A 19,720-nucleotide genomic window follows, 5' to 3' on the forward strand; every position below is an offset into this window, starting at 1 on the left:
TGGTTTTTGCCTGCACGGCATCGGCTTTGGTGAGGTACAAAGCTTGTTTGTGACGGCTGCCATGCAGTGTCCGGAACGGTGAATTTGAGGTTTCTCTTTCCATGTCATTAAATTCACCAATCGTGCCAGATTGGGGATTCCGATAAGAGGGAAATCAAGCGGTCACGCAGGTGTTAATTGCGGTAGTTGCTCCTAAAATGATAGTTTTTTTTGCTTCTCTAAACGAAAAAAAACCTCTGCAAGAGCTGCAGAGGCATGGAAAAAGACGCTGCAGGCAGCGTCTTGCGCATTCAAAAAGATGGTGTTTGGCGGTTGCCGATTTTTATGCAACCTTGCGCAAAAAGCCTTGCTGGGCGCCGTTGCGGTTGGGGGCAAAGCCGTTCCTCTCCAGCGTCTCTTCCACGCTGTCGTAGAACACGCCGATCTGGCAGATCTCACGCGCTTGCGCCGGCGTGGCAATGGGGCGGCTGAACTCCTTGGCCATGCGCACCAGTTGCTCGATCTGGGCCACCGTGCCCATTTTTTCGGTGCGGGTCTGGTTCCACAGGTTGTCTTCGGTGCCGCAGCGCACATGCAGACCCATGGCAATGCCCATGGCGTTGATGGGCAGCACGTTGAGCACCGAGCTTTCCACGGTCAGCACGGCGCCATCGGGCACGGCGCGCACAAAGTGGGCCAGGCTGTAGATGTTGGGGGCGTCCATGCCGCCGCCAATCGCCACCCAGTTCATCACCAGCGGGCCTTTGTAGATGCCGCGGCGCATCAGGCGCTCCACCGACTCGAAGCTGTTGATGTTGTAGCACTGGAAAGCGCTTTGGATGCCGGCCTCGGACAGGCGGCGGATATGCTCCTCGGCCCAGCCGGGTTGGGCGGGCACGGTCATTTCCTTGTAGGCGTTGAACACCACCGGGTCTTCCATGGACGTGCCCTGGATGTCGCGCGCATCGAACTGCTCGAGGATGTTCATCTGCGAGGTGTTGATGGTCACCGTCACCTGGTCGGGCTTGGGGTCCAGCTCGGCCAGCATGTGGCGGGTGTCGTCGGACAGCCACTTGGCAGCAGCACCATCGGTCTCGGGGGCAAAGCTGATGGAGCCGCCGACCTGGATGATCATCTCGGGCACGCGGGCACGCACGCCGGCGATCAGCTCGTTGAACTTGGACAGGCGCTTGCTGCCGCGGCCGTCGAGTTCACGCACATGCAGGTGCAGCACCTGGGCGCCGGCGTTGTAGCAGTCCACGGCTTTCTGGATCTGCTCTTCCATGGTGACGGCGATTTCGCCGGGAAAGTCACCGGGCATCCACGAGGGGGCGTAGGGCGCAGCGGTGATGATCAGCGGCTGCTGGTTTTCGGGGAAGAGGTGGCCGTCGAGGAAGTTCATGGTGGACCTTTCAAAGCATGTGTTCTGAGTGCGGGCTCAGCACAGGAATGTAGAAGGTCGATCGCTTTGATGGTTGACGATATGGGATGTCAATTTGTCTTTATGGGACATCAAGGGAAAACCTCTAGGGCTGTATTGCTGGCTGACAGCGTGCCTGCCTCAAGCCCTTGCCAGTCCAGCGGCCCAGACATTCAGATGCCGTCTTCTCCGGTGCATTTCACGTAAAGCAAAGGCCCGGAAGCAAAAACTGAGCATCCGGGCCTTTGAGATTCGATTATTTAGCTAAGCCTTTTGTACAAAGCGCTTGCTGCTTCGAAAAAGTGAGTGTCAGAAGCTGTGACGCAGACCCACATCAAAGCCTGAGGCATTGCCGCCAGCCGTGGGGATGGGGCCGTTGACAGCACCGGAAGCCACGGGGAGGTTGAGGCTGCCGCGATTGTCCACGTAGGCGTAAGTGCCGTAGATGGCCGTGCGCTTGGAGAGGTTGTGCACATAGCCCACGGCATACTTTTGCGAAGAGCTGCTGGCGCCGTCGTTGCGTGTCAGGCGCATAAAGCTCATGGGAATAGAGTCATTGCCGACCTTCCACTCTGCGCCCAGTTGCCAGTAACGAACGCGATTGGCGTTGCCGACTGCGGCGAGACGGTTGCCGGTGCGGTTTTCAGCCGCCAAAGCCATGAACTTATGCCCGTTCCACAGATAGGCGGCCGCAATATTCATAGAGGTGTAGTCGTCTGCGATGCGGTTGCGGGTCGTGGTGATTGCGGCTGCAGCACTCCACTGCGTGGCACCATAGCCTACGCGCAGACCATAGAGATTGCCGTCCTGGCGCTCGGGGCCTGCGCCGTTCTCACCGAAGGCGACCATGCCTTGATAGAACAATCCTTGGCAGGCTGGGCCCGAGCAGCCGGGCGAGAAGTAGCCTACGCTGTTGGAAGCGCGAAAGCCCGTGACCGTCGTGCCGTGCAGCACATGGGTGCTGGCGCCCACGCCCACGCGGAAGGGGTCAAAGATAAACGTGTTCCAGAACGCGGGCGTGTAGTCACGACCCAGACGCAGCTCGCCCCATTGCTTGCTTTGCAGATAGACGAAGGACTTGCGGTTGAAGGTCAGACCGCCGCCGCCGCTATTGCCCGAGGCCTGGTTGTTGCTGTTGGTCAGCTGGCCGGTGCCGGTGTCGGCATTGAGGCCAGCCTCCATATCGAAACCGGCAGCCAGGCCGTCGCCCAGGTCTTCACGACCTCTGAAACCCAGGCGGCTGGCTTGATTGCCGCCGGATGTCACCATTTGGCGCGAGCCCGCACCATCGCCCCGATAGGACGAAACGCCCAAATCCATGACTCCATACATTTGTACCGAGGATTGTGCCCATGCGCCCAGCGGGGCGAGGGCACATGCCAGAGTGCCGATAACCAGTTTTTTAGAACCCATTGCAATCTCCTTTAATTTATTTGAACTGCAGAAACGTCGACGAACCAAAAGGGTAAACACACTAAAACTGCAGCCGTGAAAGCACGGATGCCGGGATAAAGACGGCTGCAAACCAGAAAACAAACTGGTGCAGCTCAATCGGGGGGTGAAGTGGTGCAGCGGGGTCGGCCTGTTCAGCAGGTCGCGCAGCGATGGCCACTTGCGGTGCAGTACCGGTAGCGGGGGGCTGGTGCGGGTTCAGTTTTCCGGCTGGTAGCCTATGGACTTGAGCAACGCGGCCTGCTTTTGGCTGGCATCTTTCAGATCGGCCATCATTTCTGCCTTGGTGACAGGCTGGCCTGGCTCCATGCCAATGGTGGCAAGCTGCTTGAGTACGGACTCTTTGCGAAAGTGCGCCAGCGTGACCTCGCGCAGCTTTTGCTGAATGGCCGCCGGAGTCTGGGGGTGAGCCCAGACGGCAAACCAGCCGGGCTTGGACAGTTGCGGGTAGCCCAGTTCCTTGAAGGTGGGCACGTCCGGCAAAGCCTGCAAGCGTGTGGGGTAGCTGGCCGCCAGCGCCCGGATCTTGCCGCCACGAATCAGGGGCAGCGAGGTGGTGACACCATCAAACATCACCGGGACATGGCCGCCCATGAGGTCCACCAAGGCCGGAGGCGAGCCTTTGTAGCCCACATGGCGCATATTGATCTTGGCCAGCTGGCCGAACAGCATGCCTGAGGTATGTCCCTTGAAGCCCGTGGCATAGGACGCAAAATCCACGCCGTCCGATTGTGTTTTGGCATAGGCAATGAATTCCGGCAGGTTCTGGAAAGGCAGGTTTTTGTTGGCTACCAGTACCAGGCCGGTGCGCGTCAGCTGTGCTACCGGTGTCAGGTCATTGAAGGGGTCATAGCTGACTTTTTGTGCCACAGGAGCTTCGCTCAGCGCGCCGTCCTGGATCACGAGGAAGGTGTAGCCGCTTTTGCCGCTGGCCTTGAGTTCGTGAATTCCCAGTGCGCCGGAGGCGCCGGCCTTGGATTCCACAATCACCGGCTGCTTCAGATCCTGTTGCAGGCCTTCTGCCAACAGGCGGGCCAGGGTGTCGGCGGTGCCGCCGGCCGGCCCTGTCACGATCAGGCGTATGGGCTTGCTGGGCCAGCCTTCCGTTTGCGCCTGCGCAGTGACCGCGCTGCCAGCGGCCAGCGCGACGACGGCCAAGCCCAGGCGGCGGCGCAATGCATCGATGGGGGAGGCGGATCTCGTGGTTTTCATTTTTTTGTCTCCTGGAGAGGGTGTGCCAGGCACACCCCGTTGGCTCACACTGTTGAGGTGTGTGCTTTCGCATTGCCGCGATCGTCAGTCTTGCGTCGCAAGCTCCATCTCTTGAGCTTCGATCATGCGCAGCAAGTCACTGATGAGCTGTTTGGCCTTGGGCCAGGGACCGTGGCCCGAGGCTGGATTCAGATGGCCTACCGGGCCAAGCTCCACCAGGCGGCTGCCCCAGTCACGGGCAAATCTGCGCGCACGAGTCAGCTCGGTCAAGGGGTCGTTGCTGCTGGCAGCCAGGATGCTGGGGAAGGGCAGCTGTGTGGTGGGTATGGGCAGCCAGTCATTGGCGGCCAGCACATCCCGGGACGGGTAGCCCGCCGGCATGGGCGTTTCCACATCGGCTGGTGCAGCCAGAACGGCGCCAGCAATCGGCCGGGCGCGGCGCAGCGTCCAGTGGGCGACCATCATGCAGCCTGCACTGTGGGCAACGATGATGACCGGGCCGTCGATGGTTTCCAGTGCACGGTCAATGGCGTCCAGGCGGGCCTGGCAGCTCAGCTTGTCCTGCTCCAGCGCAGGGACGGTGACGCAGTTGGACAGCTCTTGCGCGAGCAGGGTTTGCCAGTGTTCCTGTACATGGTCGCGCAGACCGGGAACGATGAGTATGGTGGGCTTCAAGGACATGGCCGCTGCTTTGCTTACTCGGTGGGGCCGCCAATGATGGCCGTGCGCTCCATCTTGCGGTGGCAGGGCTGATAGTCCATGACCGCGTAGTGCTGTGTGGATCGGTTGTCCCAGAAGGCCACGCTGTTTTTCTTCCAGCGAAAGCGCACCTGATACTCGGGGATCATGGCTTGGCTGGTCAGATGGTTGAGCAGCTGTGCAGCGCCGGGAGACTTGTCCAGACCAAAGCGCACATTGGCCGGAGTGTTGTAGTTGGTGAAGTGCGTGGTGAAGCTGCTGTTGACGAACAGGATCTTCTCGCCGGTTTCGGGGTGGATGCGCACCACGGGATGCTCCGCATCGGGGTACTTGGCTTTGAGGGCCAGGCGGGCCTCGATGGGCATGACGGCGCCAAAGCTGGACTCGATGCTGTGGCGCGCGCGCAGGGGCTCGATCTTGGCCTTGATGTCGTCGGGCAGGTTCTCGTAGGCCATGACCATGTTCACCCACATGGTGTCGCCGCCTACGGGTGGGCATTCCACGCAGCGCAGCACGCAGCCCATGGGGGGCTGCTCGCGCCATGTGGCATCGGTGTGCCAGGAATTTTCATTGCGCTCCAGCGGGCTGTCGGGTGTCTTGTAGATCTGCACCAGGCCGGGGTGATCCGGATGGCTACCCACCACAGGGTGGTCTTCCAGGTTGCCGAATCTGCGTGCAAAGGCCACATGGTCGGCGCGGCTGATGTCCTGATCGCGGAAGAAGATCACGCGGTGCTTGAGCAGCGCCTGGCGGATTTCTGCCAGCAAATCGTCATCCTGGGCTGCTGCGCCCAGGTGCACATTGGCCAGTTCTGCACCAATGGAGCAGGTCAAGGGGTTGACTTCCATGGAACGGGTCAGGGAGCTGCTGCGGATAATCGCAGGTGCGGCGCCGTTGTCGGTTTTCATGGGTTGCTCTCCTTATAGAATTGATGCTTCACAGTGTGAAAAATCCTCTCCGACGGCGCTTGTCATTTCATGACTGACGCTTTGCAATTAGTGCCACCTAGGTGAAACCATGGCGTCTCTTGTCCGCGCAGCCTGTTTGACCAATTACGACCAAGTGGCTCGCGCTTGCGGCTTGAACAGCACGCGCATGTTGTTTGATGCAGGTCTGAGTCCCAATGTACTCAGTGAGCCGGATGTGATGATTCCGGTGGATAAGGTAGGGCGCTTGTTGCAGGCCTCGGCCGCCGAATCGGGCAATGAAAGCTTTGCGCTGTGCATGGCCCGCTCGCGGCTGCTGTCCAATATGGGGCCTGTAGGTCTGTTGATTCGCGATCAGGAGACGCTGCGCGACTCGCTGCAACTGCTGGTGCGCTACCTGGACTTGCTCAACGGGGCCATGACGCTGGAGGTGGACGAGCATGCCGATACAGTGGTGATCCATGAGCTCTTGCTGGGAGGGCGTGCCCATGAGCCCACGCGTCAGCGCGTGGAGCTGGCGCTAGGGGTGATGGTGCGTGCGATTCGACAGCTGATTGGCCGTGACTGGCAGCCCCGCAGGGTGTGCTTCGAGCATGCACCGCCCAAGGACTTGAGCATCCATCACCAGTTGTTTGGCTTGCGTGTCGAGTTCAACCAGGAAATCAATTGCATCGTCTGTGCCAAATCCGATCTGGATACGCGCAACGAGTTTGCGGACCCTGCCATGGTGCGCTATGCGCAAAAGTTGCTGGAGTCTGTTGCGCTCAACAACGATGCAACGGTTCTGGATGATGTGCGCCGCACGATCTTGCTGCTGCTGCCCAGCGGGCGCTGCAGCATTGAAAAGGTCAGCGAACATTTGGGTGTAGTGCCGCGCACTGTTCAGCGGCGTTTGACGGAAAAAGGGCATAGCTTTTCCTCGCTGATGAACGATATCCGCAAGGAACTGGCGGCACGCTATGTTTTTGAAAGCAGCCGTTCTTTGACGGAAGTGGCAGAGTTGCTGGGATTTACCGCGCCCAGCAGTTTCTCGCGCTGGTACCAGAGCCAGTTTGGCTGCAGTGCCAAGGACAGTCGCAACAAGGCGCACAGCGGGCACGGATAAAAAAAGCGGGCCATAAGCCCGCTAAACACACTACCAAGAAAACGGACATTCAGCGCAAGGCCGAATGTATGGGGTTTGCCAAATCAATTGCCTGCGACTTTGAGCTTGCTCAGGATCTTTCGGTTCTGCTCCACGGTGGCCAGCATTTTGGTTTGAAGTTCCTGCTGGGTGCTTTGCTGCGGCGTATCAAAGCCCTGACCTTTCAGCTGGGCCTGAAATTTTGGGGAGCGGGTGATTTTTTCCATGACCTGCCTCACCTTTTGCATCACTGCAGGCGGTGTGTTGCTGAGTGCAAACAGGCCGACGCTGGCGTCCGGCAAGACGAAATCAGGCATGTTTTGCTCGGCGAAGCTGGGAACGTCGGGCAGCAGACGCGTGCGCGTGGGAGAGACCACGCCAATGGCCTTGATCTTGCCGGCCTTGATCAGCGGAGCGGCATTGGTGACCACTTCGAATGTCATCTGCACCTGGTTGCCCATCAGATCAACGATGGCCGGTGCCGAGCCTTTGTAGGGTACTGTCGTGATTTTGCGACTGCTTTTCTCACTCAAAAGCTCGCCCAGCATGTCCGAGCGGGTGCCGGGGCTCAGGTTGGCAATGTTGACGGGGTCCTTGCTCTGGCGCGCATAGTCCAGCACTTCCTGGAGCTTGTTGGGTGGAAAGCTGGGGTTGGCCACCAGCAGATGCACCATGCTGGCGACATCGGAGACATAGGTGAAGGTCTTTTGAACATCAAACGGCGTTTTCACGGTCAGCGGAAAGTCCGTCCAGATGCTGGACGGGGCCACCATCAGCGTGTGCCAGTCCGCCGGGGCATTCATGACCGCACGTTCCGCAATGACGGCAGAGCCACCGGGCTTGTTGTCGACGATGACGGGTTGCTTCAGATCGTTTTGCAGGTGCTCCGCCACCAGGCGGGCAACGGCGTCCGAGATGCCGCCAGGAGGGGCAGGAACGACGATGCGGATCGGCTTGGTCGGCCATTCCTGGGCATAAGCTGCGGTAGCTGTGACCAAGCCAATGAACAGAGCGGTAGCGCAAGTGCGCAAATTTTTAATCATTTTTTGCATGGGTACTCTTGAGCTGCTGGTTGGTTACAGAACAAAAATGGCCGAGCCCACAATCTTTCGTGCTTCCAGATCGCGGTGGGCCTGAACCGCATCGGCCAGTTCGTAGCGCTTGCTGATGTCAACCTTGATGCGGCCTTCAGCCACATGGCTGAACAGCTCGCCAGCCAGCTCTGCACGCTCGACAGGGTCAGCAATGTAGTGCGCCGATGCGGGACGCGTCAGGAACAGCGAGCCCTTGCCGGCCAGGATCTGCGGATTGAACGGAGGGATGGAGCCGGAGGCCGTTCCCAGGCAGACCATCAGGCCTCGTGTCTTCAGGCTGTTGAGCGAGCCTTCAAACGTGTCCTTGCCCACGCTGTCGAACACGGCGTTCACGCCCACGCTGCCGGTGATCTCGCGCACGCGCTTGGCCACGTCTTCATGGCTGTAGTTGATGGTGTGATCGCAGCCATGGGCCTTGGCCACTTCGGCCTTGGCATCGCTGGAGACCGTGCCGATCACGTTCAGACCTTCAAGCTTGGCCCATTGCGAGACCAGCAAGCCCACGCCACCTGCGGCTGCGTGCAGCAAGATGGTGTCGCCCTTCTTGAAGTCCCAGATACGGCGCATCAGGTAAGCGGCCGTCAGTCCGCGCATGGTGATGGCGGCTGCGGTTTCAAAGCTGATGTGGTCGGGCAGGCGAATCAGAGGGGCGGCAGAAATCAGACGCTCTGTCGCGTAGGCACCCAGAGTGTTAAGTGCGCCGGTATAGGTCACACGGTCACCAATCTTGAAATCGGTGACGCCTTCGCCCACGGCCGTGATCGTGCCGCAGGCTTCGCTACCCACGCCTGCGGGCAGAGGCGAAGGATACAGGCCGCTGCGGAAATAGGTATCGGCGAAATTCAGGGCCACCGCACCCTGCTTCAAGCACACCTGACCTGGGCCAGGATCACCGACGCTTGTGGTCTCGACGCGCAGAACTTCTGGTCCGCCCACTTCGTGGTATTTCACAACGGTTGTCATCAATGTCTCCTATAGATTTTGGCAAGGCCATGAGAGAGGTGCTGCACGACGCCTTACTTTTCTCTGGCCGTTTGTAGGGTGGCTGTCGGTGTTGAACCGCCACTTCATGATGGAGCGCGAGACTGGGCGGCACTTGACGGTTTGTGCCTGCGACTTCGCATTTGATGACTATCAAGACCTGTCGTAAACCCGAGGGATGCGGTGAGTAGCTCCGGCAGACATTGACTGTCGCGAATAACAAAGACCGTGTCCTGAAATGAAAAGTGACAGCGGGGGATGCGTTTGATACTGGGTTTCAGCAAGCGGGGGATTCATCTCTCTGCTTCTCATCGTTCAACCCGGAGACAAACAACATGAACTTTCTTGACGGCCACCTGTACCCTGAGAACCAGCAACCTCTGATCATCACGGCAGCACCCTATGCTCCGGGCTGGATTCCTTCGGACTTCCCAGAAGACATCCCCGTCACGATGGAAGATCAGATCCAGAAGGCAGTGGATTGCTACGAAGCTGGCGCTACCGTGCTGCACCTGCACGTACGTGAAGAAGATGGCAAGGGCAGCAAGCGCCTGTCCAAGTTCAATGAACTGATTGCCGGCGTGCGTGCCCGCGTGCCGGAAATGGTCATTCAGGTTGGCGGTTCGATCAGCTTTGCCCCTGAGGACGACGGCTCTGCAGCCAAGTGGCTGTCCGACGATACGCGTCACATGCTGGCCGAACTCACTCCCAAGCCCGACCAGGTGACGGTGACTGTGAACACCACGCAGATGAACGTGACCGAGCACGCCGGCGAAGACGACTTCCGCGGTGTATCGCGTGGCTTCCCCCACCTCTACAACACCTACAAGGACATGATTGTTCCCTCGAACCCCAGCTGGGCCGAGGAGCACGTCCGTCGCCTGAGCGCAGCCGGCATCCAGAGCGCGTTCCAGTGCTACAACATCAACAGCTTCGAAACCATCGAGCGCATGATTCGCCGTGGCGTCTACAAGGGCCCGCTGGTCATGAACTGGGTGGCCATCAGCGGCGGCATGGACCAAGCCAATATCTACAACCTGGCCAACTTCCTGCGTGCAGCACCCGATAACGCGGTGATCACGGTGGAAAGCTCGGTGCTGAACGTGCTGCCCATCAACATGATTGGCATGGCCCTGGGTCTGCACGTGCGCTGCGGCATCGAAGACGTGCTCTGGAAGCAGGATCGTTCGGGCAAGATGAGCTCCGTCGAGCAGATCAAGCAACTGGTGCGCATTGCCGGCGAGTTCGGCCGCCCCATCGCGACAGCCCAACAGGCACGCGAAATCCTGCAACTGGACGTGTTCTACGAAACCGCCGACGAGACTCTGGCCAAGAACGGCTTTGCGCCTAACCGAAAGGGCGGCAACCAAGGCTTCCTGCGCAAGCCGGACTGAGTCCCCCCGCTTTTGAGTGATTTGCTCAAACTTGTTCGCAGGCAAGCCTGGGCGGGTTGCAGGACACGGTTTCAGCGCTTGTGATGACTGTTTGAGCGCCTTGTCTAGCATTTCCTAGCTGACTTCCTGACCCAAGATACCCGCGTTTCGCGGGTATCTTGCTTTTCGGGCAGTGCTGCTGTCTTTGACATCACGGTTGCGAGAGGATTGCGGCAGCCAACCGCTTGACGCCTATTCCGGGAGTCTACGGATCTGTTCCACCTGAGTGCCGATGAGCCGCTGCGGGTGTGTAGCCGTATGAAGTTTGCCATTGGGGCTGCACCTGTTGCTGCTTTCGGTGAAGATTCATTGCTGGCGGGCCGCCTATGAGGGCTGAATGCTCATCCATTCGATAGCAAGACTTCAAGGGAAAAACCATGTTCAAGCGGCGCACCGCGATTCAGGTCCTGGGGCTGCTTTCAGGCATCACGGTGCTAGGCGCTCAACAGGAATCGCTGGCCATGGCAAATAGCAGGACGTCTGGTTCATGCCAGACGAAAGCGAGCCTCATCAGCGCACCTGGATGGCCTTCGGTGCCTGCAGGAAAGTATGGGGGCAAAAACTGCTGGCTGAAGTTCAGCGCAATCTGGCGACGATTGCCCTGAGCATTGCCAAATACGAGCCGGTCTCCATGCTGGTGCGTCAGGCCGATTTGCCGCTGGCTAGGCAGTTGATGGGAAGCCGCGTAGAGCTGGTTGTCTGCCCGCTTGACGATTTGTGGATGCGCGATACCGGACCGGTGTTCGTCATCACGGAAAACGGTGACAAAGCCGCTGTGAACCTGAACTTCAACGGCAGGGGTGAGAAGCAGGACTATGACGATGATGCCGAAGGCGCTTCCTTTGTTGCCGGCCGTGCCGGTGTGCGCGCGATTCAGACCGATCTGATCCTGGAGGGTGGCGCAATTGAGGTGGACGGACAGGGCACGGCCATCATCACCGAAAGCTGCGTGCTCAATGACAACCGCAATCCCGGCGTGAGCAAAAAACAATGCGAGCAGGAACTCAAGCGCTTGCTGGGTTTGGAGAAGATTATCTGGTTGCCGGGCATCAAGGGCAAAGACATCACCGACGGGCATACCGATTTCTATGCGCGCTTCACACGTCCAGGCGTGGTTGTTGCGGGCTATGACCCTGATCCCAAATCCTTCGATCACGCCATGACCCAGCGGCATCTTGAGACCTTGCGCGCGGCAACGGGTGCCGATGGCCGCAAGCTGGAGATTGTGGTGCTTGAAGCCCCTTCACGGCTTAGAGAGAAGTTTGCCAGCGACGACTTTGCCGCTGGCTATATCAATTTCTATGTTTGCAACGGTGCGGTGATTGCTCCCGAGTTCGGGGATGCGAAAACCGATGCCGCAGCCAAACGCGAACTGCAGAGGGCCTTTCCCGGGCGAGAAGTGGTTCAAATCAATATTGACGGCATTGCCGCGGGTGGTGGCGGTATTCACTGCACGACCCAGCAGGAGCCCAAGGTCTAGGGCTGGCTCCACGGTGTTTCTTGATGCAGATCGGGTGCCCTGGGCGAGTTTGCCTTCAAGCCCAGCTATTCTGCGCCGGCCAGATATCGAAGCATTGCTCCCGCGCCCACCACAATCCCTGCAATGGCGATCAGACTTCCTAGGCTGAGCAGAGAGATGGCGCTGATGCCCTGGCCTACGGTGCAGCCCATGGCGGTAACACCTCCTACGCCCATGAGTACTGCACCCAGCAGATGGCGCGCCAAGTCCTGGGTGTTGGCAAATCCCTGCCATTGAAAATCCCGTCGCCACAGAGCATGGATCCAGCTACCTGCGACCATGCCGCAGACAGAAGCAATACCCCAGGTCAGCAACTTGTTCCTGTCGCTGAAGAACAGCAGCCAGTCCAGGGTGTGCGCCACGGGGGTGACAAAGCTGAAGGCCTCTATGCGCCCGCTGTAGGTAGCTGCATACATATGCTCCAGGGTCTCTGGATGCTCGGCAATCTCGGCCACATGTCCACCCAGCCACCAGGCTGCGGTCACGCACAGGCCCACGACCGCACCGCCCAGCAGCGCGTTGCGGCTTCGGTCCGCGCTTTTTTTAGGATTGAGTGCCAGCAGGATCAGCAAACCGCCCAGACCCAGGCCCAGCCCCAGGCGCGTGCCAAACAAGGGCCATCCCGTGGCCCGTGCCAGCAGTTCGGGCAGCAGGGCCAGGGTGCCGAGCTGCCATTGCACGCTGTCCAGCCAGCGAACCCGTACCACGGCGGTGATGCCTTTGAGTGTGGCAAATGCGGCCAGCCCCATGACCAGCAGCACGACCAAGGCCTTGAGGCTGCCGCCGCCCAGGCGGGTGAGGTTTCTGGCGCCGCAGCCTGAAGCCAGCACCATGCCGGCGCCAAACAGCAGGCCTCCCACCAGGGCCGACAGCCATGGCAGTTGCGTGCTGGCATACAGCGTATCGCCCACGACCACGCCACCCCAAAGTATCAGCGCCGTGGCCCCGCACATGGCCACACCCACGGCCATGGCCCATTGGCGCATGCGCATCCAGTCCTGCAGATAGACCACATCGCTGACGGCACCCATGGTGCAAAAGCGGGATTCCCGCATGGAAAAGCCCAGGATGGCAGCCAGCAAAAAAATGACCACCAATACGGTGGTCGACAGGGATTCAAACTCGGCAGGGCTCATGCCGGCATTGGATGGCGCATCGCCTGCTCCGCGTACTGGCATATACCCGCAGCTGGCATGGACGCGGCGCCAACGCTTTGAAATCCTCCGGCTTCAGGCCTGGCCCTGGTTGGGCATGACATTGACCAGCTTGGGCGCATTGGGCGTGTGGGGTTTGAGTACCTTTTGCTCCTTGAGCCAGGGTTCGACAATTTCCCAGATCTGCTTGTTGCCAGCATTCCTGGCCTCTTCGGCCACGGGCGCCCAGCCGGCGACCTTGTATTTTTTGTCGGCCTCCAGCAACTGGCCGTTGAGCCGCATATTGCTGATGCGATGGCCTGCTCCGGCCGATGGGTCGCACTGGTATTGCAGTCCGCCCACGCGCACCATGTCGCCGCCTTGCTGGTAGTAGGGGTCGGGATTGAACAGGTTGTCGCCCACGTCTTCCAGCACGGTCTTGATCGTGGCGCCGCTCATTTCGGTCACGGTGGCATAGGAATAGGTGGTCGCCGTCATGTCCATCAGCCATTCACGGGTGATGTCCTGGCCTACCAGCAGCGAGGTGCCCCAGCGAAATCCGGGTGAGAACGCAATCGGTGCATCCTGCACCGCCATCATGGCGTCCAGCAGCAACTGGTCGCCCGTGCCGTTGAAGTTGCCTCGGCGGTACAGCGTACCGTCGGTTCGGGCCAGCACCTCGGCCAGCTTGGATTCATAGGGCGCACGAATCTTGGTGATCAGCGCATCCATCTCGGCATCGGCAGGCAGGATGTTGGCAAAAATGGGCATCAAGCGGTATTGAAAACCCGAGACTGCGCCGTTCTTCACTTCAAAATCCAGCACGCCGAGGAATTTGCCGTTTGAGCCCGCATTGGTGACTATGGTCTTGCCGCCACCGTTGTTCACTATCGTCGGCACCGGCATGCCGTCGTGAGTGTGGCCGCCCAAAATGGCATCGATGCCGCGCACGCGGCCCGCCATCTTGATGTCCACATCCATGCCGTTGTGAGACAGAACGACCACGACCTTGGCTCCCTTGCCGCGCGCCTCGTCCACCATTTTCTGCATATTGTCGTCCTGGATGCCGAAGCTCCAGTCCGCCACCATGTAGCGCGGGTTGGCTATGGGGGTGTAAGGAAAGGCTTGGCCGATGATGGCGACGGGAATGCCGTTGATCTGACGGATCACATAGGGCTTGAATACCGGGTCGCCAAAATCGGCAGTCTTGACGTTCTGGGCCACGAAATCGAGTTTGCTGCCAAAGTCTTTTTCTATGATTTCCTGCACGCGCTCCATGCCGTAAGTGAATTCCCAGTGACCGGTCATCACATCCACGCCCAGCAGCTTGCAGGCGTCGACCATGTCCTGGGCCTGGGTCCACAAGGAGGTGGCCGAGCCTTGCCAGGTATCGCCGCCATCGAGCAGCAGGGCTCCAGGACGGGAGGCGCGCATGCGCTTGACCAGGGTTGCCAGATGGGCAAAGCCGCCTACCTTGCCGTAGCGCTTGGCGGCTACGTCGAAATCCAGATAGCTGAAGGCATGGGCGCTGGCCGTGCCGGGTGCAATACCCATGGCTTTGAGCAAATGCTCGCCCACCAGATGCGGGGCCTGATTTTTCATCGCCCCCACGCCCAGATTGACGCTGGGCTCGCGGAAGTGAATCGGCTTGAGCTGGGCGTGGCAGTCCGTCATGTGCAGCAGCGAGACATTGCCGAATGCCGGCAGCTCGTACATGTTTTTGTCGGCCAGCGCCGTATCGGCATGGGCATAGCGCTGCAAGCCCATGCCCGAGACGCTGGCCGCGGCCAGCACTTGCAGGAATTCGCGTTTGGAGAGGCTCATAGGTCAAGGAACCGCTGGCCGCACCCGACTGCCAGGCGCGAGCAACGATTCAGTTCATGGTGTGAGAAAAAGGGAGTCAGCGATTGACCGGGGACTTGGGGTCCAGTAGCAAAGCCACCACATCGCGCACCTGCGCTTCGGCCAGAATGCCGGAGTGGCCAAATCGCGGCATGCCGGAGCAGGCGTTATAGGCCTTGGCATTCCAGATCTTGCCCCAGGTGTATTCGACAATCGCCCGGGCCTCGGGGCTGTTGGTGTCCTGGACGCCGCGCAGCTTGCCGTAGTTGTACAAGCTGGGGCCCAGGGTGCCGAACGAAATTTCCTGCGGGCTGATCTGGTGGCAGTTGTAGCAATTGCCGCCGTTGGCGCTGCCTGGTTTGTCCGTCCAGGTCATGCCACGGCCGTTCTGGGCAATTTTTTCGCCTTCTTTCCAGTCACCGATGAACTTGCCGTCCATGGGCCATTGCACGGTTTTGAGGTTGGCGGCTTCAATGGTCTTGGATTGGGCCTCGCTCAGCGGCGTGCCGGAAGCGTCGGCGGCACTGCAAGCGGCGTTGGACTCGTCCTGCTGCAAGCGGTCTACCTTGGCAATGCCTTGATCGCGAAAGGAAGTCTTCACCATTTGCTGGATCATGGTGTCCAGCGTGGCTGCGCTGTCCACGGAAGCGCAACCCAGCACGACGAGCGATGCAGTCACTGCAGCTGTCATCTGCAAGGCGGAGATGTGTTTCTTTTTCAGCATGTCTTTGCCTCCTTAGCGCTTGATGGCCGGAGCGGTCGACATGCCGCCTTTGCCGTTGACACCCATGAACACCCCCAAGGCAACCGTCACATCACTGGCATAGCCGGGGTAGGGGAAGCGCTGCTGGCGGAAGCAATCGTTCAAGCGCCGCTGCATGCTCCACAACTCTCCTGAAGACACGCGGTAGGCCGGCCACGAGCCGAAGCCTTCGGCCGCACCGGGGTTTTTGGTCAGATTGGGCAGATCCTGCATACGGATGCGCTTGCCATCCGTGCCATGGCAGGAGGCGCAGGCAAAGTCATGCGGGCCGCCGCGCAGGTAGAACATGCGCTTGCCTACCTCGTACATCTGCTTTTCCTTGGCATGGCTCTGGGGGATATCCAGCTTCATTCCCTTGGACTGCGAGGAAATCCAGGCCACCAGGCCTTCCATATTCTTTTGCTCGTCCTTGCCAAACGGCGTGGCGGCGATCTTCTGGGCGTCCAGCCCCTGCTGGGTTTGCATGCAGGTCAGCAGGCGCGACTCCAGGTCCTGCACCTTGTTGGTGTCGGCGAAGTGACGCGGCAACTCGACAAATGCACCCTTGACCACGCCTGGGCCCTTGCCGAGATCGCAGCGTTCAAGAGAGGCGTTGTTGGGGCCGCGCTTTTTCTTCCACAGCTCCTCGCCCTTCATCTCGAACAACTCGGCAGGATTGCCGTCCTGCAGCATTTCACGGTACTCGGCAATGCCGTCTGCCGTGCTTTTCTGGGCCATGGCCGGCTGGGCGGCGCACAGGGCTGCCAGCACGGCTGCCGCCAGCGGGGCGGCTTGGGTCATATGTCTCATGGGGGCGTCCTCTCTTTTTGTTGTTCAGCAAGGAGGTGGCGCGAACAGGGGCTTCGCGCCAGCAGGCATTCGCCGGTGTCAGCTGACCGTGGCTTCGTCGCTGCGGGCCTCGCCGCGGTTGTCCTTCCAGTTCACGGTCAGCTTGTCCCCGGCTTTGGCCCCTTTGATGGTGAATTGCAAAAAGGGATTCTTGGAAACTGCCGGCCCCCATTCCGCCGCGAAGATCTGCTTGCCGTTCAGGCTGGCTGTGACTTCCTGGATGAACCAGGCCGGGATGGTCTTGCCTTCCGCATCTTTGCGCTGACCTGTTTCCATTTCGTGTGCCATGAGCACGCGTACCGTGGCCTTGTCACCGGCGGCCTGAGCCCGGATGCGCATTGGATCTGCCATGTCTTTCTCCTTGTTCTGTGATGGATATCAGCCGCCGCAACCGCCCAGGGTCACTTTGACTTCCTTCTTGGCGAAGAAAGCCTTGCCGTCGTTGGTGATGGCCACCGCATACACATCCGAGGACTGGCCCAGCTTGGAGCGGGTCAGGAAGTTGGGTTCCAGTGCGTCGTTGACGGTAAAAGCGGCAACCATGGTGTTGGGGTTTTTTTCCACCAGAATCAGCAACTGCTTGACGTTGGGCAGGGTGGTGGAGGCCCCGATGGGCACCACGGCCCCGTTTTCGGCAATATCCGGTGCGGTAAGCGTCACGTCCTTGCTCTCCACCGGTGCTGAAGCACCCATGGCCTTCATCACTTCAGCCATGGTTTTGGCATCGAATGCCGCCTTGTTGTAGGCCGCATGTGCGGCCTGCGGCAAGACCCCGGCAGCCAACAGCAAACCCAACACGGCTGCGCTATTTTTAAGTGCATCTCTGCGTTTCATCTTCTGTCTCCTTGTAATGGATGGATCATTTGCGCCCAGCGCTTGTCCGTCATGGTTTTTTGGTGCCCGCCAGCCAATTGGCAATAAGTCTGGCGTCATCGTCGCTCAGCTGAGGCTGTGGCGGCATAGGGATGGAACCCCATACGCCCGTGCCGCCGGACTTGATCTTGCCCAGCAGGTAGTCGGCTTGGCCGGAGAATTTGCTGGCAATGTCCTTGAATGCCGGGCCGACGATCTTTTGCTCCACGCCATGGCAGGCAATGCAGGCATTTTTTTCCAGCAGCGCTGTGGGAGCCTGGGCGGCTGCAGCCACCGGCTTGGCTTGCCTGCTTGCACCGCCATCGGTTTCAATGCCATGCTGCGCACCCACCAGGCGGTTTTGCTGTGCCAGATTGCCGTGGTTGTTGCTGGCATGATCCGGCAGGGCAGATCGCACCTTGGGGGGCGGGGAGCAGTTGCTCATGCAGGCCTTGGCCTGTACATCGGGCTTGGCATGGGGCTGGAACTCATTGCCTGGCCACAGCGCATGGGCTGTGCTCATGCCATTGCGGTTGGGCAGCCTGGCTTGTACCTGGGCCATGTTCTGCTTGCTGAGCGTGAAGTCCTCCGGCACGACTTCGCCCAGATTCAACAGGTAGGCCGTCACGGCATAGACCTCTTCCGTGGACAAAGACTTGGGCGCATTCCAGGGCATGGCGCGATTGATGTAGTCCCAGAGCGTGGATACCGTCGCGGCCTTCATCAGCGTGGTACGGCCTGGAAAGCCGGAATCCTTCAAACGGGCCGCGTGGCCGGTCTTGATGTCCTCGGCCGTCGTGCCACCTACCAGCGGGCTGAAGACTTCATTGGCCTCGCCAAACACTCCATGGCAGGAGGCGCATTTGGCTTCCCAAACCTGCATGCCTTTTTGTACGCTGCCCGAACCTTCGGGCAGGCCTTTGAAGTCCGGGCGCACATCAATGTCCCAGGCCTGGACTTCCTTGGGCGTGGCATCGCGGCCGATACCGGGAAATGGGTCTTTGGCATGAGCCGTCGTACCCACGAACAGGGTCGCCAGCGCGAGAGAAAGGGCAGCTACAGCCCGGTCAGTACGGCTGAAATCAGGCAAGCTGGACATTGGCCACCTCCCCATTGGCGTGTACCGCCCACGACTGAATTGCGTTGTTGTGATAGATGGAGCGACTGCCGCGCACGGCGCGCAGCTGCTGGTAGGTGGGCTGGACATAACCGGTTTCGTCCATGGCGCGGCTTTGAATAATGCATTCCTCACCGTTCCACACCCAGTCCAGATTGAAGCGGCTGAGACATTTGTCCATCACCGGGCCTTCCAGCCGCGCGCTGCGCCAGTTGCGGCCGCCGTCCACGCTCACGTCCACACGCTTGATCCTGCCGCGCCCCGACCAGGCCAGGCCCGTAATGTTGTAGAAGCCTTTGTCCAGCAACATCTGCCCGCCCGATGGCGTGGTCACCACGCTTTTGCATTCCTGAATGCTGCTGTACTGGCGATGCTGGCCGTCGGGCATCAGATCCACGTAGTGGATGGCTTCATCCTTGGTCGCGTAAGGCATGTCGCCAACTTCGATGCGACGCAGGTATTTCACCCAGCTCACGCCTTGGACGCCGGGCACCACCAGACGCAGCGGATAGCCTTGTTCGGGCCGCAGCATTTCACCGTTCTGGCCGTAGGCCACCAGTACCTGGCCCGAAGTGATGAGCTCCACCGGAATGGTGCGCGTCATGGACGATCCATCAGCACCTTCCGCGAGAATGAATTTGCCTTTTTTCAGATCTGCGCCAGCCATCTCCAGCAACTGGATCAGGGGCACGCCTGTGAACTCGCTGCAAGACAGCATGCCGTGCGTGTACTGCACCGTTGGCACGGCCACATTGCCCCATTCCATGCCGGTGTTGGCACCGCATTCGATGAAATGAAAGCGCGATACCGAGGGCAGGCGCATGATTTCGTCCATGGTGAAGACCTTGGCGTTCTTCACCAGACCATTGACCATCAGGCGGTGCTTGGATGGATCGATATCCCACCAGCCCTGGTGATGGCGTTCGAAATGCAGTCCGCTGGGCGTGACGATGCCAAAAAGCGATTGCAGCGGTGCAAACGACACCGATGCCTGCTTGGTCTGAGTCAGTCCCGGGCTTTGGCGGCGCTGCACATTGGCCTCGAATTTCGAAGGTTTGCCATAGCCATCGGTGACCACGGCCTGGCCCAGCCCCTTGCTGTGTGCGGGCAACTCCAGAATATTCGGATCACCATCGCCCACGGCTGCTGCGTGCACGGATGTCGTCGCTGCAGCCGTACCGGCCGCTGCCACAAAAGCGCTGCGTATGAAGTCGCGTCGCCCGGCCTTGGCCTCGGCAAACACCGTGCCCACGGCTTGTGCAGGCACGAAATTCTCAGGTGCCTTGCGCACCTTGCCCATCAGGTGATCGAGCATAAGCTCCCTTTCCATGCGCAGACTTCGTTGGT

At 59.8% G+C, this 19,720-nt stretch carries 18 protein-coding genes; 3 read left to right on the forward strand and 15 right to left on the reverse strand.

All coding sequences use genetic code 11. The features are described from left to right. Nucleotides 1-322: 322 nt before the first annotated feature. From EAO39_RS11080 to EAO39_RS11100, 5 genes are all read right to left on the reverse strand, one after another. On the reverse strand, nt 323-1,381 hold the full coding sequence (locus tag EAO39_RS11080; protein WP_120967436.1) for a 3-keto-5-aminohexanoate cleavage protein: 1,059 nt from the start codon (nt 1,379-1,381) through the stop codon (nt 323-325). 327 nt (nt 1,382-1,708) lie between these two features. Beyond that, nucleotides 1,709-2,812, reverse strand: coding sequence for a porin (locus tag EAO39_RS11085; RefSeq protein WP_120967437.1), 1,104 nt, complete (start codon nt 2,810-2,812; stop codon nt 1,709-1,711). Between the two features lie 237 nt (nt 2,813-3,049). Beyond that, nucleotides 3,050-4,063: a tripartite tricarboxylate transporter substrate binding protein gene (locus EAO39_RS11090; protein ID WP_120967438.1), complete on the reverse strand. Its 1,014-nt coding sequence runs from the start codon at nt 4,061-4,063 to the stop codon at nt 3,050-3,052. Nucleotides 4,064-4,147: 84 nt separating this feature from the next. Continuing rightward, nucleotides 4,148-4,744 carry an alpha/beta hydrolase gene (locus EAO39_RS11095; protein WP_120967439.1) on the reverse strand — a complete coding sequence of 199 codons (597 nt, stop codon included), beginning with the start codon at nt 4,742-4,744 and terminating at the stop codon, nt 4,148-4,150. 14 nt (nt 4,745-4,758) lie between these two features. Beyond that, entirely contained in the window at nt 4,759-5,610 is an 852-nt protein-coding gene (locus EAO39_RS11100; RefSeq protein ID WP_205589426.1) for a TauD/TfdA family dioxygenase, read from the reverse strand. 169 nt (nt 5,611-5,779) lie between these two features. On the opposite strand from EAO39_RS11100, the gene EAO39_RS11105 reads away from it, so the two are divergent. Continuing rightward, a complete protein-coding gene (locus EAO39_RS11105; RefSeq protein WP_120967441.1) occupies nt 5,780-6,793 on the forward strand; it encodes an AraC family transcriptional regulator in 1,014 nt (337 codons plus the stop codon). Between the two features lie 83 nt (nt 6,794-6,876). Here the strand turns inward: EAO39_RS11105 and EAO39_RS11110 are convergent, their stop codons facing one another. Then, complete coding sequence (locus EAO39_RS11110; protein WP_240466960.1) at nt 6,877-7,863, reverse strand: tripartite tricarboxylate transporter substrate binding protein; 987 nt, start codon at nt 7,861-7,863, stop codon at nt 6,877-6,879. A 24-nt stretch (nt 7,864-7,887) separates the two neighbouring features. Further along, entirely contained in the window at nt 7,888-8,868 is a 981-nt protein-coding gene (locus EAO39_RS11115; RefSeq protein WP_120967443.1) for a quinone oxidoreductase, read from the reverse strand. A 353-nt stretch (nt 8,869-9,221) separates the two neighbouring features. On the opposite strand from EAO39_RS11115, the gene EAO39_RS11120 reads away from it, so the two are divergent. Together EAO39_RS11120 and EAO39_RS11125 are read left to right on the forward strand one after the other, a co-directional pair. After that, nucleotides 9,222-10,280: a 3-keto-5-aminohexanoate cleavage protein gene (locus EAO39_RS11120; protein WP_120967444.1), complete on the forward strand. Its 1,059-nt coding sequence runs from the start codon at nt 9,222-9,224 to the stop codon at nt 10,278-10,280. Between the two features lie 526 nt (nt 10,281-10,806). After that, nucleotides 10,807-11,799 (forward strand): agmatine deiminase family protein, encoded by a 993-nt coding sequence (locus EAO39_RS11125; RefSeq protein WP_120967445.1) that lies wholly within the window; start codon nt 10,807-10,809, stop codon nt 11,797-11,799. A gap of 65 nt (nt 11,800-11,864) precedes the next feature. Here EAO39_RS11125 and EAO39_RS11130 read toward each other — a convergent pair whose 3' ends face one another. The 8 genes from EAO39_RS11130 to soxC form a co-directional block, all read right to left on the reverse strand. After that, a complete protein-coding gene (locus EAO39_RS11130) occupies nt 11,865-12,974 on the reverse strand; it encodes a YeeE/YedE family protein (RefSeq protein ID WP_120970950.1) in 1,110 nt (369 codons plus the stop codon). A 93-nt stretch (nt 12,975-13,067) separates the two neighbouring features. Continuing rightward, complete coding sequence (soxB, locus tag EAO39_RS11135) at nt 13,068-14,795, reverse strand: thiosulfohydrolase SoxB (RefSeq protein WP_120967446.1); 1,728 nt, start codon at nt 14,793-14,795, stop codon at nt 13,068-13,070. 76 nt (nt 14,796-14,871) lie between these two features. Then, nucleotides 14,872-15,537: a sulfur oxidation c-type cytochrome SoxX gene (gene soxX / locus EAO39_RS11140; protein WP_120967447.1), complete on the reverse strand. Its 666-nt coding sequence runs from the start codon at nt 15,535-15,537 to the stop codon at nt 14,872-14,874. Between the two features lie 12 nt (nt 15,538-15,549). Then, complete coding sequence (soxA, locus tag EAO39_RS11145; RefSeq protein WP_120967448.1) at nt 15,550-16,356, reverse strand: sulfur oxidation c-type cytochrome SoxA; 807 nt, start codon at nt 16,354-16,356, stop codon at nt 15,550-15,552. An 87-nt stretch (nt 16,357-16,443) separates the two neighbouring features. Next, entirely contained in the window at nt 16,444-16,755 is a 312-nt protein-coding gene (soxZ, locus tag EAO39_RS11150) for a thiosulfate oxidation carrier complex protein SoxZ (RefSeq protein WP_205589372.1), read from the reverse strand. Between the two features lie 27 nt (nt 16,756-16,782). Next, nucleotides 16,783-17,238, reverse strand: coding sequence for a thiosulfate oxidation carrier protein SoxY (gene soxY, locus EAO39_RS11155; RefSeq protein WP_120967450.1), 456 nt, complete (start codon nt 17,236-17,238; stop codon nt 16,783-16,785). A gap of 49 nt (nt 17,239-17,287) precedes the next feature. Next, the gene (locus EAO39_RS11160) at nt 17,288-18,355 is read right to left on the reverse strand and encodes a c-type cytochrome (protein WP_120967451.1); all 1,068 of its coding nucleotides are present in this window, start codon (nt 18,353-18,355) and stop codon (nt 17,288-17,290) included. Beyond that, the gene (gene soxC / locus EAO39_RS11165) at nt 18,339-19,688 is read right to left on the reverse strand and encodes a sulfite dehydrogenase (RefSeq protein WP_120967452.1); all 1,350 of its coding nucleotides are present in this window, start codon (nt 19,686-19,688) and stop codon (nt 18,339-18,341) included. The genes EAO39_RS11160 and soxC overlap by 17 nt, the downstream gene beginning before the upstream one ends. Nucleotides 19,689-19,720: the final 32 nt, after the last annotated feature.

This window comes from Comamonas sp. lk (assembly GCF_900564145.1).
In the GTDB taxonomy this organism is placed as follows: domain Bacteria; phylum Pseudomonadota; class Gammaproteobacteria; order Burkholderiales; family Burkholderiaceae_C; genus Comamonas.